General features: G+C 69.6%; 27 protein-coding genes and 3 tRNA genes. 18 read left to right on the top strand and 12 right to left on the bottom strand.

Going from position 1 to position 25,532, the window contains the following annotated elements; genetic code table 11:
• Nucleotides 1-23 precede the first annotated feature (23 nt).
• Nucleotides 24-1,103, bottom strand: a complete 1,080-nt coding sequence (gene hisC, locus Q5696_RS01570) for a histidinol-phosphate transaminase (RefSeq protein ID WP_305093497.1) — start codon at nucleotides 1,101-1,103, stop codon at nucleotides 24-26.
• Nucleotides 1,104-1,173: 70 nt separating this feature from the next.
• On the opposite strand from hisC, the gene Q5696_RS01575 reads away from it, so the two are divergent.
• The 5 genes from Q5696_RS01575 (at nucleotide 1,174) to Q5696_RS01595 (ending at nucleotide 4,073) form a co-directional block, all read left to right on the top strand.
• On the top strand, nucleotides 1,174-1,902 hold the full coding sequence (locus tag Q5696_RS01575; protein WP_305093498.1) for a dienelactone hydrolase family protein: 729 nt from the start codon (nucleotides 1,174-1,176) through the stop codon (nucleotides 1,900-1,902).
• An 87-nt stretch (nucleotides 1,903-1,989) separates the two neighbouring features.
• Nucleotides 1,990-2,081, top strand: a tRNA-Ser gene (locus Q5696_RS01580).
• Nucleotides 2,082-2,127: 46 nt separating this feature from the next.
• Nucleotides 2,128-2,200: transfer RNA gene (locus Q5696_RS01585), tRNA-Arg, on the top strand.
• Nucleotides 2,201-2,385: 185 nt separating this feature from the next.
• On the top strand, nucleotides 2,386-3,150 hold the full coding sequence (locus Q5696_RS01590) for a CLIPPER-2 domain-containing protein (protein ID WP_305093499.1): 765 nt from the start codon (nucleotides 2,386-2,388) through the stop codon (nucleotides 3,148-3,150).
• Nucleotides 3,147-4,073, top strand: coding sequence for a D-isomer specific 2-hydroxyacid dehydrogenase family protein (locus Q5696_RS01595; protein ID WP_305093500.1), 927 nt, complete (start codon nucleotides 3,147-3,149; stop codon nucleotides 4,071-4,073). The genes Q5696_RS01590 and Q5696_RS01595 overlap by 4 nt, the downstream gene beginning before the upstream one ends.
• 118 nt (nucleotides 4,074-4,191) lie before the next feature.
• Here the strand turns inward: Q5696_RS01595 and Q5696_RS01600 are convergent, their stop codons facing one another.
• Entirely contained in the window at nucleotides 4,192-5,799 is a 1,608-nt protein-coding gene (locus Q5696_RS01600) for an acyl-CoA synthetase (protein ID WP_305093501.1), read from the bottom strand.
• 360 nt (nucleotides 5,800-6,159) lie between these two features.
• Here Q5696_RS01600 and Q5696_RS01605 point away from each other — a divergent pair, with 360 nt between their 5' ends.
• Nucleotides 6,160-6,711 carry a TetR-like C-terminal domain-containing protein gene (locus Q5696_RS01605; protein ID WP_305093502.1) on the top strand — a complete coding sequence of 184 codons (552 nt, stop codon included), beginning with the start codon at nucleotides 6,160-6,162 and terminating at the stop codon, nucleotides 6,709-6,711.
• Here Q5696_RS01605 and Q5696_RS01610 read toward each other — a convergent pair whose 3' ends face one another.
• From Q5696_RS01610 to Q5696_RS01625, 4 genes are all read right to left on the bottom strand, one after another.
• Nucleotides 6,712-7,140, bottom strand: a complete 429-nt coding sequence (locus Q5696_RS01610) for a PaaI family thioesterase (RefSeq protein ID WP_305093503.1) — start codon at nucleotides 7,138-7,140, stop codon at nucleotides 6,712-6,714.
• Nucleotides 7,137-8,030 carry a mycobacterial-type methylenetetrahydrofolate reductase gene (locus Q5696_RS01615; RefSeq protein ID WP_305093504.1) on the bottom strand — a complete coding sequence of 298 codons (894 nt, stop codon included), beginning with the start codon at nucleotides 8,028-8,030 and terminating at the stop codon, nucleotides 7,137-7,139. The genes Q5696_RS01610 and Q5696_RS01615 overlap by 4 nt, the downstream gene beginning before the upstream one ends.
• A gap of 5 nt (nucleotides 8,031-8,035) precedes the next feature.
• Complete coding sequence (locus tag Q5696_RS01620) at nucleotides 8,036-8,800, bottom strand: SAM-dependent methyltransferase (protein ID WP_305093505.1); 765 nt, start codon at nucleotides 8,798-8,800, stop codon at nucleotides 8,036-8,038.
• 205 nt (nucleotides 8,801-9,005) lie between these two features.
• Nucleotides 9,006-10,106: a glycerophosphodiester phosphodiesterase family protein gene (locus tag Q5696_RS01625; protein ID WP_305093506.1), complete on the bottom strand. Its 1,101-nt coding sequence runs from the start codon at nucleotides 10,104-10,106 to the stop codon at nucleotides 9,006-9,008.
• A gap of 202 nt (nucleotides 10,107-10,308) precedes the next feature.
• Here Q5696_RS01625 and Q5696_RS01630 point away from each other — a divergent pair, with 202 nt between their 5' ends.
• The 3 genes from Q5696_RS01630 to Q5696_RS01640 are packed head-to-tail and all read left to right on the top strand — an operon-like array spanning nucleotide 10,309 to nucleotide 13,051.
• Complete coding sequence (locus Q5696_RS01630) at nucleotides 10,309-11,181, top strand: CPBP family intramembrane glutamic endopeptidase (protein ID WP_305093507.1); 873 nt, start codon at nucleotides 10,309-10,311, stop codon at nucleotides 11,179-11,181.
• The gene (locus tag Q5696_RS01635; RefSeq protein ID WP_305093508.1) at nucleotides 11,178-12,389 is read left to right on the top strand and encodes a sensor histidine kinase; all 1,212 of its coding nucleotides are present in this window, start codon (nucleotides 11,178-11,180) and stop codon (nucleotides 12,387-12,389) included. Before Q5696_RS01630 ends, Q5696_RS01635 begins: the two co-directional genes overlap by 4 nt.
• On the top strand, nucleotides 12,386-13,051 hold the full coding sequence (locus Q5696_RS01640; protein WP_305093509.1) for a response regulator transcription factor: 666 nt from the start codon (nucleotides 12,386-12,388) through the stop codon (nucleotides 13,049-13,051). The genes Q5696_RS01635 and Q5696_RS01640 overlap by 4 nt, the downstream gene beginning before the upstream one ends.
• A gap of 22 nt (nucleotides 13,052-13,073) precedes the next feature.
• Here Q5696_RS01640 and Q5696_RS01645 read toward each other — a convergent pair whose 3' ends face one another.
• The 4 genes from Q5696_RS01645 to Q5696_RS01660 form a co-directional block, all read right to left on the bottom strand.
• Nucleotides 13,074-13,904, bottom strand: a complete 831-nt coding sequence (locus Q5696_RS01645) for an NAD-dependent epimerase/dehydratase family protein (RefSeq protein ID WP_305093510.1) — start codon at nucleotides 13,902-13,904, stop codon at nucleotides 13,074-13,076.
• A 60-nt stretch (nucleotides 13,905-13,964) separates the two neighbouring features.
• Complete coding sequence (locus tag Q5696_RS01650; RefSeq protein ID WP_305093511.1) at nucleotides 13,965-14,390, bottom strand: very short patch repair endonuclease; 426 nt, start codon at nucleotides 14,388-14,390, stop codon at nucleotides 13,965-13,967.
• Between the two features lie 22 nt (nucleotides 14,391-14,412).
• The gene (locus tag Q5696_RS01655) at nucleotides 14,413-15,576 is read right to left on the bottom strand and encodes a DNA cytosine methyltransferase (protein ID WP_305093512.1); all 1,164 of its coding nucleotides are present in this window, start codon (nucleotides 15,574-15,576) and stop codon (nucleotides 14,413-14,415) included.
• A 127-nt stretch (nucleotides 15,577-15,703) separates the two neighbouring features.
• On the bottom strand, nucleotides 15,704-18,184 hold the full coding sequence (locus Q5696_RS01660) for an ATP-dependent Clp protease ATP-binding subunit (RefSeq protein WP_305093513.1): 2,481 nt from the start codon (nucleotides 18,182-18,184) through the stop codon (nucleotides 15,704-15,706).
• Between the two features lie 155 nt (nucleotides 18,185-18,339).
• On the opposite strand from Q5696_RS01660, the gene Q5696_RS01665 reads away from it, so the two are divergent.
• The 3 genes from Q5696_RS01665 (at nucleotide 18,340) to Q5696_RS01675 (ending at nucleotide 20,702) form a co-directional block, all read left to right on the top strand.
• Entirely contained in the window at nucleotides 18,340-19,401 is a 1,062-nt protein-coding gene (locus Q5696_RS01665; protein WP_305093514.1) for a hypothetical protein, read from the top strand.
• Nucleotides 19,402-19,469: 68 nt separating this feature from the next.
• Entirely contained in the window at nucleotides 19,470-20,054 is a 585-nt protein-coding gene (locus tag Q5696_RS01670; protein WP_305093515.1) for a putative glycolipid-binding domain-containing protein, read from the top strand.
• A gap of 51 nt (nucleotides 20,055-20,105) precedes the next feature.
• Nucleotides 20,106-20,702 (top strand): CueP family metal-binding protein, encoded by a 597-nt coding sequence (locus Q5696_RS01675; RefSeq protein WP_305093516.1) that lies wholly within the window; start codon nucleotides 20,106-20,108, stop codon nucleotides 20,700-20,702.
• 12 nt (nucleotides 20,703-20,714) lie between these two features.
• Here Q5696_RS01675 and Q5696_RS01680 read toward each other — a convergent pair whose 3' ends face one another.
• Nucleotides 20,715-22,070: an amidase gene (locus Q5696_RS01680; RefSeq protein WP_305093517.1), complete on the bottom strand. Its 1,356-nt coding sequence runs from the start codon at nucleotides 22,068-22,070 to the stop codon at nucleotides 20,715-20,717.
• Nucleotides 22,067-23,032 (bottom strand): prephenate dehydrogenase, encoded by a 966-nt coding sequence (locus tag Q5696_RS01685; RefSeq protein WP_305093518.1) that lies wholly within the window; start codon nucleotides 23,030-23,032, stop codon nucleotides 22,067-22,069. The genes Q5696_RS01680 and Q5696_RS01685 overlap by 4 nt, the downstream gene beginning before the upstream one ends.
• 49 nt (nucleotides 23,033-23,081) lie before the next feature.
• Between Q5696_RS01685 and Q5696_RS01690 the strand changes: the two genes are divergently transcribed.
• The 6 genes from Q5696_RS01690 (at nucleotide 23,082) to Q5696_RS01715 (ending at nucleotide 25,530) form a co-directional block, all read left to right on the top strand.
• On the top strand, nucleotides 23,082-23,621 hold the full coding sequence (locus Q5696_RS01690) for a tRNA adenosine deaminase-associated protein (RefSeq protein WP_305093519.1): 540 nt from the start codon (nucleotides 23,082-23,084) through the stop codon (nucleotides 23,619-23,621).
• Nucleotides 23,622-23,623: 2 nt separating this feature from the next.
• Nucleotides 23,624-24,094 (top strand): nucleoside deaminase, encoded by a 471-nt coding sequence (locus Q5696_RS01695; protein ID WP_305095099.1) that lies wholly within the window; start codon nucleotides 23,624-23,626, stop codon nucleotides 24,092-24,094.
• Nucleotides 24,095-24,240: 146 nt separating this feature from the next.
• Nucleotides 24,241-24,444: a CsbD family protein gene (locus tag Q5696_RS01700; protein ID WP_305093520.1), complete on the top strand. Its 204-nt coding sequence runs from the start codon at nucleotides 24,241-24,243 to the stop codon at nucleotides 24,442-24,444.
• A 45-nt stretch (nucleotides 24,445-24,489) separates the two neighbouring features.
• Nucleotides 24,490-24,580, top strand: a tRNA-Ser gene (locus Q5696_RS01705).
• A gap of 114 nt (nucleotides 24,581-24,694) precedes the next feature.
• Nucleotides 24,695-25,129: a heme-binding protein gene (locus tag Q5696_RS01710; RefSeq protein WP_305093521.1), complete on the top strand. Its 435-nt coding sequence runs from the start codon at nucleotides 24,695-24,697 to the stop codon at nucleotides 25,127-25,129.
• A gap of 74 nt (nucleotides 25,130-25,203) precedes the next feature.
• On the top strand, nucleotides 25,204-25,530 hold the full coding sequence (locus Q5696_RS01715; RefSeq protein ID WP_305093522.1) for a histone-like nucleoid-structuring protein Lsr2: 327 nt from the start codon (nucleotides 25,204-25,206) through the stop codon (nucleotides 25,528-25,530).
• Nucleotides 25,531-25,532: the final 2 nt, after the last annotated feature.

Consider the following 25,532-nt stretch of genomic DNA (forward strand, 5'->3'; position numbering starts at 1 on the left):
GCAGCCCGTCGGACCGAGGGCCGTTACTGTGCCACGACCGGTAGTCCCGCCAACTCCCGCGCCGGCGCCGCCGTGGCGAACGTGAGGAACGCGTCGTTCTCGTGCGGGTCGCCGATCGTGATCCGTACCCCGTCGGTGCCGTAGGGGCGGATCAGGACGCCGGCCTCGGCGCTGGCCTCACCGTATGCGGCGGAGCGTTCGCGCAGCGGCAGCCACACGAAGTTGGCCTCGGTGACCGGGACGTCGTAGCCGGCGGCGATCAGGGCGTCGCGCATCCGGTCGCGTTCGGCGACGATCGCGTCGGTACGGGCCAGCAGTTCGTCGCGCGCGTCCAGGCACGCGATCGCCGCGGCCTGCGCCACCGCGTTCACACTGAACGTGATGTGCACCTTCGCCAGTGCGGTCACGATCTCCGGGTCGGCCACCGCGTAGCCGACGCGGACACCGGCGAGACCGTACGCCTTGGAGAACGTGCGCAGCACCACCACGTTGCGCCGGCCGCGAGCCAGTTCGATGCCGTCGACCCCGGAACGGTTGTACTCGAAGTACGCCTCGTCCAGTGCGACGACGATGTGCGCCGGAACGGCGTCGAGGAAAAGTTCGAGTTCGTCCCGGCCGAGGGCAGCGCCGGTCGGATTGTTGGGGTTGCACACGAAGATCAACCGGGTGCGGTCGGTGATCGCGGCGAGCATCGCGTCCAGGTCGTGGCCGTGGTCGACGGTGAGGGGAACCGGCACCGGCGTCGCCCCGGCAACCTTCGTCACCACCGGGTACGCCTCGAACGAGCGCCACGCGTAGATCACCTCGTCGCCCACGCCGCACGTGATCTGCACCAGTTCCTGGCACAGGGCCACCGAACCGCAGCCGGCGGCGATGTTCTCCGCGGGCACACCCAGGGCCTGGGACAGGGCGCCGATCAGGGCGGACGCGGTGTTGTCGGGGTAGCGGTTCGCGTTCGCGGCGGCGTCGGCGATGGCCTGCGCGACGCCCGGCAGCGGGCCCTGCGTCGTCTCGTTGCTGGCCAGCTTGATCGCCCCGGGGTAACTGCGGCCCGGCACGTAGGTGGGGATGGAAGCGAGGTCTGCGCGCGTTGCTGGGGTCACAGTGGTCACGATGCGATTATGCGCTCCACGAATGCGTGCGCTGACGCCTCGGTCGTGCCACAGTGGTTTCATGCCGGGCATCCTCCGGGACAGTGCGCCTCTGCGCGCCGACGACGACACCGATCCGCGGTCGCGGGAACGGGTGCCACTGACTGTCGTCGAACCGGAGCGTCGTGCCCGCGGCGGGATCGTCGTCCTGCACGAATCCCGGGTGTTCACCGACGCCCTCCTCGACCTCATGCGGGCGCTCGCCGCCGAGGGGTGGCTCGTGGCGGCGCCGCACCTGTTCCACCGCGAACCCGCGCACAGCGACACCGAAGTGTTCGGCCGGAGCCTCTTCGACGACTTCGACGCCACCGTCGATTGGCTCGTCGGCCGCGGCGTCTACGCCGACTGCATCGGCGTCATCGGATTCGACGACGCCGGCACCGCCGCGATGCTCGTCGCCACCGACCGTCCGGTCGGCGCCGCGATCAGCGTGTCCGCGCGCGGCATCGTCGAACCCCTGGCCGTCGACATTCCCGCACTCCTCGACGCCGCCCCCCGACTCAAGGCGCCGTGGCTCGGCCTGTACGGCACCGACGACCCCCACACCCCCGCCGATCACATCGAGCAACTCCGCGACGCCGTCGCCCGCGCCGACGTCGCCGCGAACATCGTCGACTACCCGGGCCTGGCCCACCGCGCCGACGAACCGCCCGTGCCCCGACCCGACGCCCCCGACGACGATCCCCTCGCCGTCGCGATCCTCGACGCCCGCCGCCGCATCTACAACTGGTTCGACGCCCACCTCCGCTAGGGAACACGACTGTGACCAGCCGTTTTGCGTTTACTGGCGATCCATGTGTAATGTTTCGCCCGGCGGTTCGAGAGAGCCGGCCCCCAAGGAGGCGTGCCAGAGCGGCCGAATGGGACTCACTGCTAATGAGTTGTCCCCCTTACAGGGGACCGGAGGTTCAAATCCTCTCGCCTCCGCCACACTGGTCCTTCGTTGGACTGGTAACAACTCAACATTGTTGAACATGCGCCCGTAGCTCAACGGATAGAGCATCTGACTACGGATCAGAAGGTTAGGGGTTCGAATCCCTTCGGGCGCACAGCGGAAGCCCCCACCAGCAGTAATGCCGGTGGGGGTTTTCTCGTGTCCGGAGTCACCCCTTCCTTCCGGCGTCATTCGCGCGTGCTCGTCGCGAACATCGCGTATCTTCCGAACCGCTGGCAATGCGTGGCACCTGAGTTCCAACCCGATTTGTCTCACATGTGACGAAAAGGAGTTTCCAGCGTGCGTAGATGTGGTGCAGCTTTCCGAATCCTGGTCGTCGCAGTGCTCACCGGCGTGGTTGCGCTGGTCACCACTCCGGCCGTCCTCGCCCAGCCGGCCGCGGCGGGACTCTCGCTCTCGAAGTCGGCGTCACCGGGCGGGGTGTTCACGGCGGGCGACACGGTCACCTACCGGTTCGTGGTGTCCAACACCGGCGGCGTACCGATCGACGGCATCGGCGTGGACGAGACCGCCTTCACCGGATCCGGTTCCGCCCCCGCCGTCACCTGCCCGTCGGGCACACTGCAGCCGGGACGGTCGATCACCTGCACCGCCGGCTACGAGGTGACCGACATCGACGCTGCTGTCTGCTTCGTCGACAACACCGCGGCCGCGACCGGTACGGACCCCCGGCAGCAGGCGGTCCGCTCGGCGCCGTCGTCGGCCCGGATCGTCACCGACTGCGGAAACGATGCCGCGGGCAGCGCGGAACAGGGTTCCCTGGAGGACCTGGGCCTGGACGAACTGCTGGGGTCGGCGGAACTGGGATCGCTGGGGGCGGGGTCCGCGGGCCCGGAGGCCCTCGGATCACTCGGCGCGGGTGCCGTGGGTGCCCTCGGATCCCTGGGGGTGGGGGCCATGGGCTCGCTGGGGGCGGTGGGGGCACTGATCGTCGGCGCGCTCACCACGCCCTACCAGCCGGCCGCCCTGTGCTCGACCGATCTCCTCGCCAACGTGCCGTTCCTGAACCTGCCGTGCCCCGAACGTCCGGGCGGCCCCGCATGACCGTCGTCCCCGTCGCACTCGGACCCGCCCCCGACCCACTGCTGTCCGACGCGATCACCCGCGCCGGCGCCGCAGTGGTGCCGCTGCCGGACGCCCACGCCCTGGTGTGGGCGGGCAACGATCCGGCGGAGTTCCCCGACGAACTGCCCGACGCGGTCCGCTGGGTGCAGTTGCCGTCCGCCGGGGTGGAAGCGTGGTTCGGCGCCGGTGTCGTGCAACGCCGCCCCGACGTGCAGTGGACGTCGGCGGCCGGTGCCTACGCGGCGACGGTCGCCGAACACACCCTCGCCCTGCTGCTCGCCGGGGTGCGGGCGCTGCCCGAACAGGCGTCGGCCACCACGTGGCGGCAGCAGGAGTTCTTCGACCGGGTCGGCACCCTGCGTGGCTCCCGGATCGCGATCCTCGGCGCCGGGGGCATCGGCCGGGCCCTGATCCCGATGCTCACCGCGGTCGGGGCCACGGTCGTCGCCGTGACCCGATCCGGGCGTCCCGTCGACGGGGCCGCCGAGACCGTGCCCGCCGGCCGCACCGACGACGTCCTCGCCCGCGTCGACCACGTCGTCGTCGCGGCCCCGGCGACCGAGGCGACCCGGCACCTGCTCGACCGGGACCGGCTGGCGTTGCTGCACCCGCACTCGTGGGTGATCAACGTGGCGCGCGGTTCCCTCGTCGACACCGATGCCCTTGTGGACGCGTTGCGCGACAAGCGGATCGGCGGTGCCGGCCTCGACGTCACCGATCCCGAACCGCTGCCCGACGGTCATCCGCTGTGGACACTGCCGAACGTGATCGTCACCCCGCACTGTTCCAACCCGCCGTCGCTGCGGGCCCCCGCCTACGCCGATCACGTCGCGGAGAACGTGCGCCGCTTCGTCTCCGGGACGCAACTGCTGGCCCCGATCGATCCCGCCGTCGGATACTGAGCCGGACACGCGAAACCCCCGGCGGGTTCCGCGGGTAACTGCCATACCGGTGCGGGCCGGGGGTTTCTGCTGCGATCACCCGAAAGGAAATGCGCAGGATCAGCGTACAGTCGCGGCCCTACGCGGACGCCATTTCGGTGGCCCACCGGTAGTCGGCCTTGCCGGCCGGGGTGCGCTTGACCTCGTCGACGATCACCACCGAACGCGGAATCTTGTATCCGGCCAACGTCTTCCGGCAGTGCTCCTGCACCTCGTCGAGCGTCGGCTCGGCGGCACCTTCGTAGACGGCGACGACGGCGGCGACCTGCTGACCCATCCGTTCGTCCGGGCGGGGCACGACGAGCGCGTCGGAGATCGCCGGGTGCGCGTGCAGGGCCGCCTCGACCTCCTCGGCGAACACCTTCTCGCCGCCGGTGTTGATGCACTGCGAGCCGCGGCCGAGGAACACGATGGTGCCGTCGGCCTCGATGCGTCCCATGTCGCCGAGGACCGAGATACGGACGCCGTCCGCGCGGACCGGGAACGTGCGGGCCGTCTTCTCCTCGTCCTTGTAGTAGCCGAGGGGGACGTTGCCGATGCGGGCGATGTAGCCGATGTCGCCGGAGCCGGGCGTAATCTCCTCGAGCCGTTCGTCGACGAGCGTCATGTTCGGGGACGGCGCCATCCGCAGGTTGCCGTCCTCGTCGACGGTGAACGCGCCGTCGTTGCCGGACTCCGAGGCGCCGAAGTTGTCGCGCAGCAACAGTTCCGGTTTGACCGCCAGCATGCGTTCGCGCACGCTCACCGACCAGATCGCGCCACCCGACGTGATCGAGAACAGGGAACTGAAGTCGACGTCGTCCTTGCGGCGTTCCATCTCGTCCACCAGCGGCAGGCCCATGCCGTCACCGACGATGAGGATCACCTGGAGGCGTTCCTTCTCGATGCCCTCGACGACCTTCTTCGGGTCGAAGTCGCGCATCAGCACGACGCGGGCGCCGAGGGTGAAGAACGTGAACAGCGAGTACAGGGCCGCGCCGTGCATGAGCGGGGCGGCGATGAGGAACGCCATGTCGGGGAATTCCTCGGCGGCCGCGGCGACCTCTGTGAGATCGGCCCGGCAGCCCTCGCCGTACGGGTTGCCGCCCGACAGGGGCTTGCGGAAGAAGTCGTCGTGCCGCCACATGACGCCCTTCGGGTAGCCCGTGGTGCCGCCGGTGTAGAGGACGTACACGTCGTCGCCGGAGCGGGCCGCGAAGTCGCGGGTGGACGGCTCGTTCTCGGAGTCCGCGAACGGCACCACCGGGATCGACCGGGCTGCCGCGGCGGCAACCAGTTCGTCGACCGGATCACCCACGACGACCACCGTCCGCACCAGTGGGCAGGCGTCGAGCAGCGTCGCGAGCGTGCGCTGATGCTCGGGCAACTCGACGACGACGGCCGCTGCGTCGGAGTTGGTGAAGATGTATTCCAGCTCGGCCGGCGTGTACCGGTAGTTGACGTTGATCGGGACGGCCCGGATCTTCACCAGACCGAGGATCGACGTGACGTGCTCGATGCTGTTCTTCAGGAACAGGGCCACATGATCACCGGTGCCCACCCCGGCTCCGGCAAGGAAATGCGCCACCCGGTTCGATTCGGCGTCCAGGCTCGCGTACGTCAGATTCTGGCCCTCGTACGTCAGCGCGACACGATCCGGGACCGCATCCGCAACGGACTCGAAGATGTCGGCGAGATTGAACTGCATCGTCGTTCCCTTCCGGTACCTCGGCCGACACCGGTGGCGCATCGGCCGTACGAGCCGGACAGTATCGCGAGAACACGTTCCAGGTGTCCGTTTTCGGCCACATCTTCCGCTGAGGGGAACAGGTCAGTCCGACCAGAAGGTTCGATACAGCATGTAGAGCGTGAACCACGCGATGAGCGTGCATACGGAGATCAGCAGGACATCGAAGAGTAGGACCACGGTGGTGACCTTTCTCGGTGGGCGTCGTCGACGCGCAATGCAACACAAGTTGCGATAGATAATGCAACAAGTGTTGCGATAATGCGACGGGTGGGGTCTGGGAGGATGGTGCGACACCCGCGGACCAGAAGGAGTGACCGCATGAAACGCCGTGGGGCGCACGTCACGCAGGCCGTGCACTCGGCCACCCTCGAACTCCTCACCGGCGATCCGGCGGCATTGACCATCGCCGAAGTGAGCAAGCGGGCCGATGTGCACCGGACGTCGATCTACCGGCGATGGGGCACGCTCGATCGGCTCGTCACCGACGCCGTACTGAGTCGCGTCACCGTCGACGTCCCGGTCCCCGATACCGGTTCCGCCCGCGCGGACCTCTCGGCATTCCTTCGGTCGCTGCGTGAATTCCTCCACACCCCGGTCGGCCGGGCACTCGCGCGCTTCGCGGTCGCGCCGACGGCGGGCGCGGATGTCGATGCAGAGCGAAAAGAGCTGTGGACCCATCGATTCTCTGATGCATCCGGGATCATCGAGCGGGGTATCGCGCGCGGTGAGATCTGCCCGACGGTCGATGCGACAGCGGTGATCACGTTGGCGACCGCCCCGATTCACCTCGAAACATTAACGGGGGGAACACAACCGGCCGTGGACATCGATACCGTCGTCGCAGTGTTGTGGAGCGGGATCGAAGCCTGATCAGCGGGAGCCGTCGACCGCCAGCACGGTTCCCTGCGCGACCGCACACAGTCGGCTGCTGCCGTCGTCGGCGATCATCTCCAGGTCACACGCGCACACGGCGCGTCGTCGCCCGGCGTGGACGACGCGGGCGGTGGCACGGAGGGTGCGTCCCCGACCCGGCCGCAGGTACTCGATCGTCACGCCGCCGGTGAGGACGGCCGGCCCCAGCGCGGTGCCCGCAGCGTAGGTGAGGGCATTGTCGGCCGCGTAGGCCAGCAGGCCGCCGTGCAGATAGCCGTTCTGCTGGAGCAGGTCCGGCCGCGAATCGATCTCGAGGACCGTCTGCTCGGGTGTGAAGGCGACCAGCCGGGCACCGAGGAGGACACTGAACGGCTGCGACGCGAGATGGGCGCGGGCCTCCTCGAGCCCCAGCCCGCCGCCGGTCACGGCCGCACCCCGTAGGGTGTCCCGGGCGACCACTGCGCGAGCATCGCCGCGAACGTCTCGCCCGCCGCATCCGACATCCCGTACGGCGCCTCGAGATGCACACTCAGCGGGAAATCCAGTCCCCGAACGCCGTCGACGACGCTCCGATAGAGATCGACGAGTGCGGTGCGCCGCCGGTCCGGGTCCGTGGACGAGAGCACGGCGACCGTCTCCTGCTCGTGGTGGGCGGCGTCGTTGCCGTCGTCGTGGATCAGCCAGTCGATCAAGCCGATCCGCTGCTCGACGCCCGGCACGAACCCGAACGACAGCAGAATCTCCGGCCGCAGGATCGTGCGGGCCGCCACGTCGCGCAGAAACCCCACGATCCGATCCGAGTACAGCAGCTGGGTGAGCGCGAACGTCGCTCCCCGTTCACATTTGGCGACGAACCGGTCGACCTCGCCGCGCCGCGTGGGCATGACGACCACCCCGCGCCGGGCGATCCGGTCGTGGTAGCGGGTGAGGGCGTCGAGCGCGGTGACACCGGACGCCGTCGCCCCGTGCGGTTTGCCGACGAACACGACCCCGTCGACGCCGGTGTCCCGCAGCCGGCGCACCCGCGCATCGAGTCGGGCGGCGTCGTCGAAGACGGTGACCTGCGTGCACAGGCCCGACACGCCGTCGAACACGCCGTCGACGATCTCCCAGAAATCACACACGTCCATGCGCGGTGTCATCGGCACCGGTCGTCCACCGTCCTCGGCGACGAGACCCGGCAGCACGACGTGCCGGACATGTCGATCCAGGCCGTGCCGGGCACACAACTGCGCCGCCGACCGGGCCTCCCGGACGGCGTGGTCCCGACCCGCCGTGAGCTCCGGTGGCACCAGTTCGAGTGCCACCGTGTGCATGGGGCTCAACGTCGTTCGGCCGTCGCGAGCCAGGCCGGTGCGAGCAGGCGGCCGCGCTCGTCGTAGCCGAGCGATGCTGCGATCGCCGCGATCGGAGAATCACCCAGGCCCTCGAAATCGGCGCGGGTCATCGCGGTGGTGTAGGTGGTGCGTTCCAGTCGGCGCACGTGCCAGCCGCCGTCGGTGAGCGTGTCGCGCAGATTGTCCTCACCGATCCGGAACGGGCCCGGGAACCCCTCGGGGACGAGGTCCGAGAAACACAGCACGTGCAGCCGGGACTGCGAGCGTGCCGCCCGGTGCAGTTCGGCCACGTACGCGCCGCGCCGATCCTCCGGGAAACAGTGGTAGAGAGCGCTGTCCACGATCGTGGTGAACCGGTCGGCCCAGTCGGTCAGATCGGTGGCGTCGGCCACCTCGAACTCCACCGAACCGTCGAGCGGACGGCGTCCGGCCCGCTCCCGGGCGATGTCGATAGCGGCCGGTGCCGCGTCCAGCCCCCACACCCGGTATCCGCGTTCCGCGAGGAATATCGTGTTTTCCCCCGGGCCGCAACCGATATCGAGGACATCGTTCTCGATTTCGCCCTCGGCCTCGAGAGCGCGCACCACCGGCTGCGCCTCCTCGATGTCCCACGGCACCCGATCGAACCGGAAGCCGGGCGGACCGGACGGCGGGCCGTCACCGGCGAGGGCGTCGAAGTCGCCGCGGTAGAGGGCATCGAAATCGCCGACGTTCGGCGGGGGAGTCGATTGGGGAACATCGGCATTCATGACATGCTCCTTTCCTGCTCGGGTGTCTCCCGATCGAGTCGGCGCAGAGGTTCGCGCAGAGGCAGGCGGGCCACCGGGCAGCGTGTCCGGATACCCGTCCGGCGGCGGCGCCACGGGCGGACAGTCCGTTACCGATGGTACCGAGAAACCCGACGATGCCTCCGCAGATTTCCTCGACGGAGGCATCGGTTTCGGATCGGCGGGCCTACTTCTTCGCGGCCGCGGCAGGCAACTCCAGGCCGCGCTCGGTGAGGACGGTGCGCAGACGGTCCGGCCGGTCGGTGATGATTCCGTCCACCCCGAGGTCCATCAGCACGTGCATGGTCTCGGGATCGTTGACGGTCCAGGGGACGACATCGATGTCACGGGCATGTGCTGCTTCGACCATCTCCTTTGTCACGTACAGGGTGAAGTCTGAATCGGAGACTTTGCCGCCCTGCGGGTTTCCCTGTACGGGGGAGTATGCGGACGCCCCGAACGTGGCGATCGCCGCGATCGCATCGCCGCCGAAGTCGTCGATGTCGAGTCCGCCCAGCCAGGGCGAGGCGCCGTCCATGCCGACCTGCAGGAAGTCACCATTGGTGAGCGCGACGGTGGGTACCGAGGGCTCGAGATCGCGGGTGAGCATCAATGCGCCCCAGTCGAAGCTCTGGATCGTCACCCGGTCGAGCATGCCGGCGTCACGGATCGTGTCGAGGACGGTGCGGACGAACTGCTCGCGGGGCGCGGTCTCGGACGGTGCGCCGGCCTCCACTTTGGTCTCGATGTTCATCTTCACGTCCGGAGCGTTGTACGACTCGACGAGGGCGAACACCTCGGCCAGCGTCTGGATCTTCGCGCCGGGGACGGTCTGCTGCTCGGGGTGGTCAGCCAGTTGCAGTGAACCGCAGTCCATGGTCTGGATCTGGGCGAGCGTCAGGTCCTTGATGTACTTGCCGACATACGGGAACTCGGGGTCGCCGGCCGTGACGGGCGCGGTGTCCTGGCACTTCTTGTTCGAGATCTTGCGGTCGTGGGTCACGACGGCGATGTTGTCCTCGGTGATCTGAGTGTCGAGTTCGAGTGTGGTGACGCCCATTTCGAGTGCGTTGGCGAATGCTTCGAGGCTGCTCTCGGTGAACAGGCCCAGACCGCCGCGGTGAGCCTGGATGTCGAAGACTGCATCGGCCTGCGAACCGGTGCTACCCAGCGAGCCGTCCCAGTCGAGGCTGCCGGTGGCGGAGGCGGTGGCCGGGGTCAACGCGGCGAGGGGCAGTGCGGTGAGGGAAGTGACGGCGAGGGCGGTCAGTGCCCGACGGAGATTCATGCCGCGAAGGTTAGGCAGGGGCTGTGTCCACCCAGTGGTCATGAGGTAAACGAAAGGTAATGATCTGAGCTGGTGGCCACCGTGAAGGGACGGGGACACGTCTCCAGAGTGGGCGGCAGCCGTCTCGGGGTAGCGCGCACGCCACCCCGAGACGGTCCTGTGGGCTACCGCGCTTCGATGTTGCACGCCGTGAACTGGTGGCATGACAACCGCACCGCACCTTCCGTCGCCCGTCGCCGTCCGCGCCGGGCGCGAACACCACAGGGGCGTCCGCTGGTTCCTCGTTCTCGCATTCGGGGCATCCTGGATTCCGTGGGCGCTCGTCCGGGCGGCCGGATACTCGCTCGACGACCCGATCGTCCAACTCCTCACCGCGGCCTTCGTGCCCGCGTTCGCCGCGATCGTCACGCGCCGCTGGATCACCCGCGAGGGGTTCGCGGACGCGGGACTGCGGCTGCGTCTGCGCCCGGCGTGGTCGTCCTACGTGATCGCCGCATTGCTGCCGATCGGGATTCTCGCGATCGCGCTGGGTGCGGCCGCGGCCACGGGTGTGTGGGACGTGTCCGGGCAGGCGTTCGGACGCACCGACCTGGTCTTCGTCGCGGTCGCGCTGGTGACCCCCGTGGTGGCGGCGCCGATCTTCTGGGGCGAGGAATTCGGTTGGACCGCCTACCTGCGAGACCGGCTCCTGCCCGGCCGGCCGGTCGCGACGACGTTCGCGACCGGCCTGATCTGGGGTGTGTGGCACTGGCCGCTGCCCTGGGTGGGCTACTTCGGCTCCGGGGGCAGTGCTGCGGACGCGGTCGTGGCGATGCTGCTGTGGCTGCCGCTGTCGGTGCTGCTGGAGTTCGTGATCGGCTGGCTGTGGGGCCGCAGCGGATCGGTGTGGCCGCCGGCGATCCTGCACGGCGGCAGCAATCTCGTGGTGGCCGTCGGACTCGAGCGTTTCGTCGGGCCCGACTCCGGTGCCCATGCCGTTACGCTCCTCATGTGTGCCGCCTACGTTCCCGTCGTCGCCTGCATCGTGGGGTCGTCGATGATGCGTGAACGCCGGACCGCAGCGGAGGGGCAGTGACGGGCAGCGTGCCGGAGGCCCTGCGTTCCGGTCCGCGTTATCTCGGCACCGTGTGGCCGTGGCGGTCGCTCGCGTGCGTCGTCGTCGCGGGAGTGCTGTCGTGCGCCACCGTGATCGGCATCGTTCCGGTCGTGCTGCTGGGGTTGACGCGCCGGCTGCGGGCGGCGCTGTGGGAGCCGATGCTGCGTGCACACTGCGCCCGGTTGACGTTGATCGATCCGCGGGTCGCGGCCCGGGCCGACGCCGAGGTGCGCGCGTCCGCGGACGAGCAGCGTCTGCCCACGGTGCGGCACATCGTGTACGTCGTCGGGGCGGCGATCTCGGGTGGGATCGCCGCACTCCTCGCCGTTTTCGGTGTCACCGTCGTCGGGATCCTGCTCGCCGCGCCGGCAATCGTCCGGGACGATCACTTCGATCTCGGCGCGTGGACCGTCGAAACCAGTTCGGGTGCTTGGATTCTGGTCCCCGTCGGTCTGCTGATCGCGGCAGTGCTGCTCGTTCTCGCCGGTGGGTGGGCGTCGCTCGAATCTCTCCTGGCCCGACGGCTTCTCGGGTTCGACGCCGATCCGTGGCGTCGCGAAGCCGCCCGCCTCGAAACCACCCGGACCGGGTTGCTCGACGCCGAGGGCTCCGAACGTGTCCTGCTCGAATCGGAACTGCACGACCGGGTCCAGCACCGGCTGGTCGCCCTGTCGATGAGCCTCGGCCTCGCCGAAGCCGCCGACCCGGACGGCGCGGCGGGCCGGCTCGCCGCCGACGCGCACCGCCAGGTGGACGAGACGCTCGTCGAGTTGCGGGCGGTGCTGCGCGGATACTCGCCGCGGGCGCTCGTCGACCGCGGACTCGACCCGGCACTCACCGATCTGGTGGCCGACTTCCCGCTCGACGTCGAGATCTCGCTCGACGGAGTGTCCGGACCCGAACAGCGGCTGCCGGCACCCGTCGAACACATGTCGTACGTGCTGGTCTCCGAGGCATTGACGAATGCCGTGCGGCACGCACAGGCCCGGCACGTCACGGTCCGCGGCGACCGGCGCGGGGGCACGTGGCGGCTGAGCGTCACCGACGACGGTGTCGGCGGCGCCGTCGTCACCGCCGGCAGCGGACTCGACCGGCTGCGCGGTCGACTCGGCGCCCTCGACGGAACTCTCACCGTGACCAGCCCTCCCGGTGGCCCGACCGTGATCCGGATGGAGTGCCCGGGGTGAGTTCGACGGAACGACCGTTGCGGATCGTGCTGGCCGAGGACAGCCCGCTGCTGCGCGCGGGTGTGGAGAGCGTGCTCGCCTCGGCCGGGCACGACGTGTGTGCCACGGTGGGTGACGCACCGGGTCTGCTGGATGCCTGGGACGCGTACCGGCCGGACCTCGTGGTCACCGACGTCCGGATGCCGCCGACCGGCACGGACGACGGGTTGCAGGCGGCGGCCGAGCTTCGCCGACGGGCACCGAGACTGCCGATCGTGGTGCTGTCCCAATATGTTTCGGTGGCATACCTCGACGAACTGCTCGCCGACTCGGCGGCCGGCGGGGTCGGCTATCTCCTCAAGGAACGCGTCGGGCACGTCCGACGGTTCCTCGACACCGTGGACCGGGTCGTGCACGGTGAGACGATCGTCGACCCCGACGTCGTGCGGGCACTCGTGACCGCGTCGAGGAGTCGTGGTTCGCTCGCGGCGCTCACCCCGCGCGAACTCGACGTCCTCGCACTGGTTGCCGAGGGGCACACCAACTCCGGTATCGCGTCCCGGTTGACGGTGTCCGAGGCCGCGGTGCGCAAGCACATCGGGTCCATCTTCGCGAAGCTGCCGCTCGAGGACGGGGACCGGCGGGTGCAGGCCACCCTGGTGTATCTGCGCTCGCTCGGGTGACGCGGCCGGGCCCGCCGAACCGTCAGTCCGACATGCCCGTCCGCCACGACGAGTACATCGGTGTCCAGCCCCGTCCGCGGGCCGTCGCGTTCGAGGCGCCGCGCCCGTGCCCGCCGTCGAGGCCGGACGGCTCCAGCGCCCCCACCCACCGGCAGAAGGTCGGAACCCAGTCGGCGGGGCCGGCAGGTTCGTCGTCGACGACGTTGACGATGCCGGTGGGCCAGTCGAGGGCGGCGACGGTGGGGGCGACCGCGTCCTCGACGTGCAGGAAACTTTCGATGCCGTTGCCGGTGAACACGCCGTCGCGGGCGGCGCGACCGAAGTCCCCGTCGGGCGAATACCAGGTGCCGGGCCCGTACAGCTTGCCGTAGCGCAGGATCACGTGCCGTTCGATCTCCGACGCTGCCCGTTCCATCGCCACCACGCCCTCCACGGTCCGGGCGCTCGGACCGGACGGCTGCTGCAACGGCACCGACTCGTCGGCGAGACCGTCACCGTCGGCGTACAGCCAGGCGATGGACTGGGCGACCAGGTGTTCGACGCCGAACCGCTGCATCGCGTCGACGAGGTTGCGGGTGCCGACGGTCCGTAGTTCCGCGTTGGCGTCGAGGTCGACGGCGGACAGATCGGTGAGCTGGTGGATCACGGCGTCCGGTCGGGCCTCGGCGATCGCGTGCTCGACGGACGTCCGGTCGAATGCGTCCATCCGCAGCACGGTGGCGCCGGCGTCGGACAGTTCGGGCCGCGTGTCCGGATTGCGTGACGTGCCGACGACGTCGTGTCCCGCGGCGACCAGTGCCCGGGTCAACGGCAGACCGACGACGCCCCCGGCGCCGGCGACGAGGATTCTCATTCTGGTGAGCCTACGAAACCGGCGGTGTCCCTGACGGTTTCGGGACCCATTCGCAACAGATCAGCTGCCGGAGAGGGCCGCCTGTACCCGATCCGCCGCATCCGCCGGATCTTCGTGCTCCCACACCCGCACCACCTGCCAGCCGGCGGCGACGAGCCGGGTGTCGGTGTCCCGGTCCCGGGCGACGTTCCCGGCCAGCTTGTCCGCCCACCACTGTGCGTTGTTCTTCGGGGACGTGGCGTGCTGCGGGCACGAATGCCAGAAACAGCCGTCGACGTACACCGCGACCCGCTTGCGCGGGAACACCAGATCGGCGCGGCGCCGCAGCCCGGGCAGCGGCGCCCGGTCGACGAAGAACCGGGCGCCCCGCCGGTGCAGTTCGCGGCGCAACGCCACCTCCGGTGCGGTGTCGCGGCGCCGCTGCCGACGCATCCGGGCACTGGTCACCGGGTCGGTCGGAGGGGTCGTCCGCGGGGTGGGGGTCATCGCCTCCATCCTCGCACCGGGGTCAGGCTGCGGCCTCCGGGTAGCCGCCCATCCGTTCGAGATGGTTTTCGACGTCGTCGAGGAAGCCGGGCAGGAACCGCAGGCTGCCGGTGCGGGCCCGTTTGAGGAACCCGGCCGTGGCCCGCGCCGACAGCAGCTGGGAATGTTCGAGGAACCCGCTGAGATCCTCGTACGGGTGTTGCACCGGCCAGTGCGACTCGTGCACCCGGAACGCCTGCCGGTTCCGGCCCCAGGCGGCGCTCGGCCACGCGTCGCTCGGCCGCAGCGGGGTCTCGTGGTCGGGGCTGTAGGCGATGCGCTCGGTGAGGCGCCCGCCCACCCACTCGGCCATCCGCACGCTCACCGCGTTGCCGACCAGACGCCACCGGTGCCCGTTGCGGATACCCTTCAACTCGGTGGCGGGGGCCGTCCAGTCCGGGTCGAACCCCTGCAGCCGTTCGGCGTCGATCAACCCGGGCGTGACGATCTCCCCGGACGGCAGGCGCACCGCCGGCGGGGACGCGATCCCCACCGTCGAGCCGCCCTTGAGCGTGGGCACCGCGTTGACGGCCCACCCCAGGCCGCGGACGCCCTCGGTCCAGTAGAAGCCGCACGGGTACTGCGCCGGGTCGCCCTCGTCGGGGACGCCCGCGTCCTGCCCGAACAGCACCTCGCGGGGATCGTCGGTGCGCGACGCCAGCATCAGCACCCGCTGCCGGCGCTGCGGCAACCCGAACGCGCGCGCGTCCACCACCCGGTACGCCCACGTGTAGCCGAGATCCTCGAGGGCGTCAGTGATGTGCCGCATCGCCGCGCCGCGGCCGAGGTTGAGCATGAACGGCACGTTCTCGATCAGCAGCCAGCGCGGGCCCTTCTTGCGCCTGACCAGACGGAACACCTCGTCGACCAGCCCGGACCGGGCCCCGGTGATCCCGGCGGTGCGGCCCGCCTGCGACAGGTCCTGGCACGGGAAACCCGCCGCGACCAACTCGGTGCGGGCCGGCAGCGACCGCAGCTTCGTGACGTCCCCGTGCAGGTCGACACCGTCGAACCGGGTGCGCAGCACCTGCTGTGCACCCGGATCGATCTCGCACAACAGTTCGGTTTCCCAACCGTGGCGGTGGAGACCCGACTCCACCCCGCCGATACCGGCGAACAGCCCCACCATGTTCCCGGTCGACGTCACGGCACCCTTCCTCACGCACAGATACAGGAGCACGTTACTCGAGTCCTCCGACCTGGCCGCGTCACACCGGGCCACGCGAACGCCCCGACCGTGACGACCGGGGCGTTCGGGAGGAGAAGCCGGGCGATCAGGTGTCCGACGACGCCTTCTTCGACTCGGTCGGCAGCGACCCCTCGGCCCCGTTGCGGTGCACGACGCCGAGTTCGAGGCCGCCGTTCGCGGACACCCGGACGATGTCCTCGGGCTCGAGCTCGCCCGACAGCAGCAGCCCGGCCAGCCGGTTGTCGAGCTCCTTCTGGACGGTCCGGCGCAGCGGCCGCGCCCCGAACTCCGGCTCGTAGCCCCGGTCGGCCAGCCAGTCGACGGCCTCCTCGGTGATGTCGAGTTCGACGTTCTGCGCGTGCAGCTGGCGGCGGGTGCCGTCGAGGATCAGCTCGATGATCTGCCGCAGCTCCGTCTGGTCGAGCCGATGGAAGACGATGGTCTCGTCGATCCGGTTGAGGAACTCGGGCCGGAAGTGCGACCGCAGCCGCTCCATCAGCGTCGGCACCAGGTCTTCGACGTCCTCACCCTTCGCGCCGAGGATCAGGTCGGAGCCGATGTTGCTGGTGAGGATCACGATGGTGTTCTTGAAGTCGACGGTGCGGCCCTGCGCGTCGGTGACCCGGCCGTCGTCGAGCAGCTGCAGCAGCACGTTGAACACGTCCGGATGCGCCTTCTCGACCTCGTCGAACAGCACCACCGAGTACGGCTGCCGGCGCACTTTGTCGGTGAGCTGCCCGGCCTCCTCGTAACCGACATAGCCGGGCGGAGCGCCGACCAGCCGGGAGACGGTGTGCTTCTCCTGGAACTCGCTCATGTCGAACCGGACCATCCGGTCCTCGTCCCCGAACACGGCTTCCGCCAACGCCTTCGCGGTCTCCGTCTTGCCGACACCGGTGGGGCCCAGGAACAGGAACGAACCGATGGGGCGGTTCGGGTCCGACAGCCCGGCCCGGGACCGGCGCACCGCCTCCGCGACCGCGGTGACGGCCTCGTTCTGCCCGATCACCCGGGCGTGCAGGACGTCCTCGAGCTTCATCAGCCGCTCGCGTTCCTCGGACGTCAAGTCCGCCACCGGGATTCCCGTCTGTCGCGACACCACGTGCGCGATGTCGAGAACGGTCACCTCGGGGGAGCCCTTGTCGGGAGTCGCGCCCAGTTGTTCCCTGGCCTCCGTGATCTGCTGTTTGAGCGCGGTCGCCTTCTCGTAGTCCTCCTGCCCGACCGCCGAATCCTTCTCCCGTTCGAGCCGCGCGATCTCCTCCTCCGCGGCACGGGTGTCGACGTCCGGGGTGCGGGTACGCAGCCGCACCCGGGCACCGGCCTGGTCGACGAGGTCGATCGCCTTGTCCGGCATGAACCGGTCGGTGATGTACCGGTCGGACAATTCGGCCGCCGCGACGAGGGCCTCGTCGCTGTAGTGCACCTGGTGGTGCGTCTCGTAGCTGTCGACCAGCCCGCGCAGGATCTCGATGGTGTCGTCGACGGACGGCTCCGAGACGAGCACCGGCTGGAACCGCCGCTCCAGCGCGGCATCCTTCTCGATGTGCTTGCGGTATTCGTCGATCGTGGTGGCGCCGATCGCGTGCAGTTCGCCGCGGGCCAGTGCCGGCTTGAGCAGATTGCCGGCATCCATCGCGCCCTCGCCGCCGGCACCCGCACCGACGATCGTGTGCAACTCGTCGATGAACAGCACCAGCTCGTCCGAATGCGTCTTCACCTCGTCGAGGATCTTCGTCAACCGTTCCTCGAACTCGCCGCGGTACTTGGTGCCCGCGACGAGCGACCCGACATCGAGCGCGACGACCCTGCGGTTCGCGAGCGTCGACGGGACGTCGTTGTTGACGATGCGCTGCGCCAGCCCCTCCACGATCGCGGTCTTGCCGACCCCCGGATCCCCGATGAGAACCGGATTGTTCTTGCGGCGGCGGGACAGGATCTCGATGGTCTGCTCCACCTCCTCGGCGCGCCCGACGACCGGATCCACGTTGCCGGCGCGGGCCTGCGCGGTGAGATCGCGGCCGTACTCGTCCAATGTCGGCGTGGAACTCGGTGCCGCCGAAGCCTTTTCACCCTCGATCGCCGCGCCCCGCAACTCCTTCCCGGCCGGGGACTCCGAATTGGCGGCGATACCGATGAGGATGTGCTCGGGGCCGATGAAACTGCTGCCCGATTCGCTCGCCTGCTGCTGCGCCGTCCGCAACGCCAGCTTCGCGGCCGGGCTCAGGTTCGGGGCGGCCGGTGTCGTCTTCGGGGCGCCGTGCCGGTCCAGATGTTCGGCCATCCGGGTGGCCACGGCGTCCGGATCGAGATTGATACTGCTCAGCACACCGCGCGTGGGATCGTTCTGCGCCGCCGCATACAGCAGATGCTCCGGGGTGATCTCACTGTTGCCCCAGTCCACGGCCGCGTCCCGGGCCGTGGCGATCAGCGTCCGGGCGCCGTCGTCGAGCAGCCGCCCGAGATCGACGCGCTGGACCGGTGGTTGGGCGGTGCGCCCCGACCCGAAGAATCTCGCGAAAATATCGTCGAACGGACTGTCCATTCGACCCCAGCCTTCGGTCATGCCCTATCCTCCAAATCTCTGGTGACAGCTATCTGGTTCGGATTCGTCCGCAACACTCAGGTGGAACCACTTCAACCTTGCGGCGGCGGCAGGTGAAAGTAAAGACCCGCGGTGCGCCGCGGAGTGTCGGCCTGTGTCGAAAGGACTTGTGCCCCATGACGACCATCTCCTCGGACCCTGTTCCGTCCGTCGGGCCCCGTCGACCCCGGATGCTGCGGGACGCCCACGCCGATGTCCTGGTCGAGACGTTCGTCGTCATCGGGATCCTGACGATCCTCGTCACCCGCGCCTACCTGCACGCCACCGGCTACCCGCAGATCGGCGGCTCCACCCTGCACATCGCGCACGCCCTGTGGGGCGGGCTGGCCATGGTGATCGCCCTCGTCATCGTCTTCTCGTTCCTCGGTGCCCTGCCGCGGATGGTGGCCGTCGTCGCCGGCGGTATCGGATTCGGGCTGTTCCTCGACGAGGTCGGCAAATTCGTCACCCAGACCAACGACTATTTCTTCCAGCCGTCCGTCGCCATCATGTACGTCGTCGTGGTGGCGCTGCTGCTCCTCAACCGGTGGATCCACGACGCCCGGCGGCGGTCCGGCAGCGAAGACCTCGCCAACGCCGCCGCGACCGCGGCCGACGGACTCGTCCGGGGACTCACCGCCTCCCGCCGGGACCAGGCCCGGCAGCAACTGCGGCGGGCCGCCGCGACCGGCACCGACCCGGGCACCGTCGCCGCCGTCGAAGAACTGCTGGCACACTGCGGAACCCGACCGGCCGGCCGGTTCGACGGCGTCGGCCGGCGACTGCACGACCGGGCGACCGCGGTCCTCGACGCCACCCGGACCCTGTGGATCGCCGCCCTCGCGCTCACCGTGTACTCCACGACCGGCGTGGTCCACGCGCTCGCGACCCTCGCCGAGGACCTCGACGGCGGCACCGGCAGCGACATCGCCACCATCGGGCAACTGTGCGGGTCGCTCGTCGCGTTCGTCCTCTGCTGGGCGGCGATCCTCCGATTGCGCGCCGGTGGGATCCGGCAGGTCCGCATGCTGCGCGCGGCCGCCCTGGTGACGATCCTGCTCACCGAGGTGTTCAACTTCGTCGCCGAAGAATTCGGCGCCCTGATCAACGTCGCGGTCGGACTGCTCGCCCTGGTCGTGTTCTCGCGGCGGATCGCGGCCCTCGAACACGTCACCGAACACGCCGAAATGTCCGAATGACGACGCGTACGAAGCAATCCCGCCCACCGTCCCCTCCCGGACGGCCTCCGTCGCCTACCGTAGAGGCCGTGAGCACCCCGAGCACCGTGTCACCCTGGCCTGCCGTCCTGACGTGGCGCGCGCATTCCGCGCCCCGCATGGAATCGGTACGGGTGCAGCTGAGCGGAAACCGGATCAAGGCGACCGGCCGCGTCGTCGGCGGCGCATGCCCGGAACACCCCGCCTTCAGCGCGTCCTACGACCTCGTCACCGACGAGAACGGCGTGACCCGGCGCCTGTCCCTGCACACCGCCCTCGCGGCCGGGGAACGGCACATGTCGATCAGCCGTGACGAGGACGGCGTGTGGATGGTCGAAACCGGTACCACCCACCTGCGGTCCGGGTTCGCCGGTGCCAAGGACGTCGACGTCGTGCTCAGCCCCTTCTTCAACACCCTGCCCATCCGCCGCTTCGGCCTGCACCACGAATCCGAGGACGTCCAGGTCCCCGTCGTGTACGTCAATCTGCCCGACCTCGCCGTGCGGGAGGCGTCGCTGACCTACAGCAGCGGACCCGACGGTGTCCACGTCCTGTCGCCGGTGTCGTCGTCGTCCGTCACCGTCGACGCCGACGGCTTCGTCCTCGACTATCCGGGGCTCGCGCAGCGGATCTGAACACCCGCCCTCATACCCCTACCCCGTAGCTGTCCCGGTACTGTCGGCGGCATGGCTCGCACCGCGTTCAGGAAGACACTCACGGCCCTCACCGGCGCGCTGGCAGCAGCGACGCTCCTCGTCGGATGTGGGGCGACGGACCCGGGGGAGTCGTCGGCGACCCCGTCCCCGAACCTGCTCGCCCGGTACGACCTCGACGGCCTCGACGCCCGCGAGGTGATCACTCGGCTGGAGACCATGCCTGTCGCCGAGCGCCCCACCGACCTGCTCGCATCGGTCGAGCCGCGCACGGTCGAACTCTCCGACGACAACGGCGCCACGGCCTCCCTGGCGTTGCCCGACGAGCAGTTCTACGTCTCGATCGCGCCCTACGCCGGCCGGACCCACCAGTGCTTCTTCCACAGCCTCACCACGTGTCTCGGTGAGCTGCCGGGCGAGGACATCCGGGTCGAGGTCACCGACCGCTCCACCGGTGCCGTGCTCGTCGACGAGACACTCCGTACCAACGACAACGGCTTCTTCGGGCTGTGGCTGCCGCGTGCCGTCGACGCGACCATCAGCCTCGAGAGCGGTGACCGCTCGGTCACCTCGGAGATATCCACCCACGACGACGACCCGACCTGCGTGACGACGCTCCAGCTCACCTGACCCGGCGGCCGGTCAGCTCACCGCGAGCGCACCCGCCAGCGCGGCGGACTCCGCCGGATGCGAGCCGTGCCCGCCCGCCGTGGTCGGCAATCCGATCACCTGGACCCCGACCGGGATGCCGTCGTCGCCCCGGACTGGCACCGACAGCGCCGGAACCCCGAGCACGTTGAACGGACTGCACATGCGCAGCAACGGGATTCGTGCCACCGACGGATCCGACGAACGAGCCTGCTCCTGCGTCACCGACCGCAGGGGAGTGGTCGCGGTGATCAGCACGTCCAGGCCCAGATCGCCGCGCAGCCGGGAAAGGGCTTGCCGGCGAAGGCGTTCGGCGGCACGGATCGCGTGGATGTAGTCGACGGCCGGACGGTCCCGCTGCGCCGCCAGCAGCGCCGCGGTCGGCGGTTGATACCGCTCGGGGTGCGCCTCGAACCACGGCCGGTGCGTCTCGTACGCCTCCGACCCGGTGACGACCGGATACACCTCCAGAAGCTGGTCCGTCTCCGGGAGTTCCACGTCGACGACGTCGGCGCCGGCATCGGTGAGGTGGCTCTGCGCTGCATTGATGGCGGCCGCGACCACCGGATCCTCGACGTCCCAGTTGCCGCCCCGCAACCGTCCCACCCGCAACCCCGCGACCGGGGTGCGCACGTGCGCGACACCGGGCAGCGCACCCCACGCGAGCGACACGTCGAGAACGTCGGCGGCCAGCAGCCCCACATGATCGAACGACGTCGACAGCGGGAACACCCCCGACGTCGGCAGCGCGCCGAAACTCGGTTTGAACCCGACGACCCCGCACAGGGCGGCGGGGCCCCGGGTGCTGCACCCGGTGTCGGTGCCCACCGCGAGCGGGACGATCCCCTTCGCGACCAGCGCCGCCGACCCCGACGACGAGCCGCCCGCGATCAGATTCGGATCGTGCGGGTGCGCCGCCGGACCGGCCACGTTCACCGCGCCCGTCGGCCCGTACGCGAACTCGTGCAGGTGCGTCTTGGCGACCACGATCGCCCCCGCCTCCCGCAACTGCTGCACGATCCTGGCGTCGGACACCGCCGGCGGCGCATCGGCGAGAACTGCACTGCCGCAGCGTGTCGGCATCCCCGCAACGTCGATGTTGTCCTTGACCGCCACCGCGATCCCGTGCAACGGCCCGATCCAGTCACCCGCCGCGATCGCCTCGTCCGCCCGGGCCGCGGCCGCCACCGCGGCGTCGTCGCACCGGGCCGCCACCAGGTTCTCCCACGGCGTGCCGAGCAGCCCGTCCAGCGCGTCGAGCGTCGCCCGGACCTGCTCGGTGGCCGTCGTCTCGCGTTTGGCCAGCGCCCGTGCCCGGTCGGCGAGCCCCGGCACTCCCGGACCGCTCACGGCCGCAGCACCCCGCCGCGGCGTCCGGCGTCGCGCATCCGCTCGAGCCAGTTCTCCGACCCCGGGACGATGCCCTCGATGGCCCAGCGTTCCCGGTTCTCGTAACGCAGCCGTGCCGCATGTCCGGGCTCGATCAGCCCGGCGAGCGTGCCGTGCCCGGACAACTCGGCACGTGCCTGCGCGAGAACCTCCAGGGTCTCGTCGAGCGCCGTCAGCAGCGCGTCCCGGTTGCCCTCGCACATCGCCCGCACCAGCGACGGCGCACTGCCGGCGACGCGGGTGCCGTCCCGGAACGATCCGGCCGCCAGGCCCAGCGCCAGATCGCCGCCCGCCGCCCCCGACAGGGCCAGTGCCTCGGCGAGCACGTGCGGCAGATGCGAGACCCGGGCCACCGCGGCGTCGTGCTCGGCCGATCCGGCGGGCACCACCACCGCGCCGCAGTCCGATGCCAGCCGCGTCACCTGACCGAAGATGCCCGGGTCGACGCCGTCGTCGGCGCCCACCACCCACACCGCGTCCCGGAACAGGTCGGCGTCTCCGGCCTCCCACCCGGACTGCGACGTGCCCGCCATCGGATGCCCGCCCACGAATCGGTCCTGCAGACCGTGCCGGGCGACGGCCGCCGCCACCTCGGACTTGACGCTGACGACATCGGTGACCGGGCACCCGGGGGCGTGTTCGGCGATCGCGGCGAGCGTGGCGTCGACGGCCGGCATCGGCACCGCCACCACGATCAGGGCGGACGCATCGGCGGCCCGGCGCAACACCGCCACCAGATCGGTGTCGGCGTCGAAACCGTCGAGGCGGGCGGCGTCCACCGCACCCGTCGACCGGTTCCAACCCCACCCGGTCCGGTCGGCGGCGACGGCTGCACGCAGCACCGACCCTCCGATCAGACCCAGGCCGAGAACACAGACGTCAGGTGCGGGAACCGAGAGAGCCACTCGAACAGGTTGGCACATTCACTGCTGGACTTCTTATGGAGGCGCCGGGCGGGCTACCGTTGCCCGCATGGGTGCACAGCGCGCGAACGAGAACAGCGCCTCCACAGGTTCGATCGAGGACCTCGACGGCTTCGGCATGGCCGTGGTTCGAGAGGAAGGACGCTGGACGTGCTCGCCGCTCACCGACGGGGCGCGCACCGACCTGCGGACCGCGGAGAAGGAACTGCTCGAGCTGCGCAGCTCCGGCGCCGTGTTCGGCCTCCTCGACGTCGACGAGGAGTTCTTCGTCATCGTCCGTCCCGCCCCGACCGGCACGCGTCTGCTCCTCTCCGACGCCACCGCCGCCATCGACTACGACATCGCCGCCGACGTCCTCGACGCCCTGAACGTTCCCGTCCCCGACATCGACCCCGACGACCTCGACGACATCGAACCGTGGGAGGAAGGCGACCTCGCGGTGCTGTCCGACCTGGGGCTGCCCGACGCCGTCCTCGGGGTGATCCTCGCCGAGACCGACTTGTATCCCGACGAGCAGCTGAGCATGATCGCGCAACGCTGCGGATTCGAGTCGGAACTGTCGGCGGCGCTCGACAAACTTCCCCGGTGACCCTGCCCTCCCCGACGACCCTGCGCGACGACGAACAGCTGATCCGGGCCGCCCTCGACGCTGCTGCGGCAGCCACCGCCGGAGACGTCCCCGTCGGGGCCGTCGTGTTCGACGCGGACGGTGTGGAGTTGGCGCGGGCCGCGAACGCCCGCGAGGCCACCGGTGACCCCACCGCCCACGCCGAGATCCTCGCGTTGAGGGCCGCGGCCCGTGTTCTCGGCGACGGCTGGCGTCTCGAGGGCGCCACCCTCGCGGTCACCCTCGAACCGTGCACGATGTGCGCCGGCGCCCTCGTCCTCGCCCGCGTGAAACGCGTCGTGTTCGGGGCCTGGGAACCCAAGACCGGGGCCGCCGGGTCCCTGTGGGACGTCGTCCGCGACCGGCGCCTCACCCACCGCCCCGAAGTGCGCGGCGGCATCCTCGAAAACGAGTGCGCCGACGTCCTCGAAAAATTCTTTCGTACCCAGCGCTGACACGTCGACCAGTATCGACACCGAAAATCCTGACACCGGACGGGGCCGGTCGCGTGCACTCTGCGCCGGATCGTGCTGTCGTGGAGGGCAGGTGCTCGACGAGCACCCGAACCGCAAGGTTCCAGTCGGATTCACGGAGGTCACTCGTGGGAATCGCAGACAAAGCCCGGAACAAAGCAGAGGATCTCGGCGGCAAAGCCAAGGAAGCCGCCGGGAACGCCACCGGCGACAAGGACCTCGAGAACGAAGGCAAGGGCGACCAGATCGAATCCGCCGTCAAGGATGCGGGCGAAAAGGTCAAGGATGCCGCCTCCACCATCAAGGACAAACTCACCGGAAACAACGGCTGACCTGCCGATTTCAGGCTGAGCGTCGACTCCGGTACAGTTCTCGGCGGTGGCGTGTCCGAGCGGCCGAAGGTGCAGCACTCGAAATGCTGTGTACGGTAACCCCGTACCGAGGGTTCAAATCCCTCCGCCACCGCCACGAACTCCCCACCTGCGATATGCAGGTGGGGAGTTTTCGTTGTGCAGGCACTGCACACCTGTGCACCTTTTGATAGTGGTTACTACCGAAAAGGCGCACAGGGAGGACCTCGGTATGGCAGTTCGACTGGATTCGGCGGCGGCACGGCTCGCGGCGGATGCGGCGGTGGAAGCGGCGCGGCGGGACGGGAATCGGGTGAGCGTGGCTGTGGTGGATGTGCGGGGCCACGATCTGCTGGTGGTTCGTGACGACGGTGCGGCGTGGTTCACGGCCGGGGTGGCGCGGGCGAAGGCTGCGACGGCTGCGTTGATGGGGATTCCGACGACGGCGTATTCGGGTCTGGCCGACGGGTATCCGGCGTTGGCCGACCTCATCGACGCGCAGACGGCACCGTCGCTGACGACGTTGCCCGGGGGTTTGCCCGTGGTGGTCGACGGTGAGGTCGTGGGCGGGATCGGTGTCAGTGGTGCTCAGCCGGAACAGGATGTCGAGTACGCGAAGGCGGCGGTCGCCGGTGTGGTGACGCGGGCCGCATTGCCTCATCGATGAGACACATCGAATTGTGTGTGGCGTTGTCCCGTAGGCTGCCGTTGCAGCTTGCTGGTGAACCTCGGGAGTGACACGTGGCAGAGAAGGTAATTGTCGAGCTCATCGATGATCTTGATGGTGAGCCCATCGACGTCGGCGGTGAAACGATCAGTTTCGCGGTGAACGGTGTCGAGTACACGATCGATCTGAACGACAAGAACGCCACCGAGTTCCATCGGAAGCTGGATTACTACATCCGCCATGCCGAGAAGGTGGGCGGCCGGAAGCGGCCCGCGAAGCCGGCAACGGACGCGCCGAGCACCCAGGTGATCCGTGAGTGGGCCGCAGGCAACGGTTACGCCGTCTCGACTCGCGGCCGTATCGCGGCCGACATCGTCAAGGCGTACACGGCCGCCCACTGATC

Source organism: Prescottella sp. R16, assembly GCF_030656875.1.
Taxonomy (GTDB): Bacteria; Actinomycetota; Actinomycetes; order Mycobacteriales; family Mycobacteriaceae; genus Prescottella.

What these genes read in the sequence shown, in the direction of transcription:
- Q5696_RS01595 (WP_305093500.1), top strand. Translation starts at nt 3,147, where the DNA reads ATGACCGTCGTCCCCGTCGCACTCGGACCCGCCCCCGACCCACTGCTG.
- Q5696_RS01665 (WP_305093514.1), top strand. Translation starts at nt 18,340, where the DNA reads ATGACGACCATCTCCTCGGACCCTGTTCCGTCCGTCGGGCCCCGTCGA.
- Q5696_RS01625 (WP_305093506.1), bottom strand. Translation starts at nt 10,106, where the DNA reads ATGAATCTCCGTCGGGCACTGACCGCCCTCGCCGTCACTTCCCTCACC.
- Q5696_RS01660 (WP_305093513.1), bottom strand. Translation starts at nt 18,184, where the DNA reads ATGACCGAAGGCTGGGGTCGAATGGACAGTCCGTTCGACGATATTTTC.
- Q5696_RS01605 (WP_305093502.1), top strand. Translation starts at nt 6,160, where the DNA reads ATGAAACGCCGTGGGGCGCACGTCACGCAGGCCGTGCACTCGGCCACC.
- Q5696_RS01710 (WP_305093521.1), top strand. Translation starts at nt 24,695, where the DNA reads ATGGCAGTTCGACTGGATTCGGCGGCGGCACGGCTCGCGGCGGATGCG.
- Q5696_RS01620 (WP_305093505.1), bottom strand. Translation starts at nt 8,800, where the DNA reads ATGAATGCCGATGTTCCCCAATCGACTCCCCCGCCGAACGTCGGCGAT.
- Q5696_RS01675 (WP_305093516.1), top strand. Translation starts at nt 20,106, where the DNA reads ATGGCTCGCACCGCGTTCAGGAAGACACTCACGGCCCTCACCGGCGCG.
- Q5696_RS01630 (WP_305093507.1), top strand. Translation starts at nt 10,309, where the DNA reads ATGACAACCGCACCGCACCTTCCGTCGCCCGTCGCCGTCCGCGCCGGG.
- Q5696_RS01615 (WP_305093504.1), bottom strand. Translation starts at nt 8,030, where the DNA reads ATGCACACGGTGGCACTCGAACTGGTGCCACCGGAGCTCACGGCGGGT.
- Q5696_RS01685 (WP_305093518.1), bottom strand. Translation starts at nt 23,032, where the DNA reads ATGTGCCAACCTGTTCGAGTGGCTCTCTCGGTTCCCGCACCTGACGTC.
- Q5696_RS01650 (WP_305093511.1), bottom strand. Translation starts at nt 14,390, where the DNA reads ATGACCCCCACCCCGCGGACGACCCCTCCGACCGACCCGGTGACCAGT.
- Q5696_RS01575 (WP_305093498.1), top strand. Translation starts at nt 1,174, where the DNA reads ATGCCGGGCATCCTCCGGGACAGTGCGCCTCTGCGCGCCGACGACGAC.
- Q5696_RS01645 (WP_305093510.1), bottom strand. Translation starts at nt 13,904, where the DNA reads ATGAGAATCCTCGTCGCCGGCGCCGGGGGCGTCGTCGGTCTGCCGTTG.
- Q5696_RS01690 (WP_305093519.1), top strand. Translation starts at nt 23,082, where the DNA reads ATGGGTGCACAGCGCGCGAACGAGAACAGCGCCTCCACAGGTTCGATC.
- Q5696_RS01600 (WP_305093501.1), bottom strand. Translation starts at nt 5,799, where the DNA reads ATGCAGTTCAATCTCGCCGACATCTTCGAGTCCGTTGCGGATGCGGTC.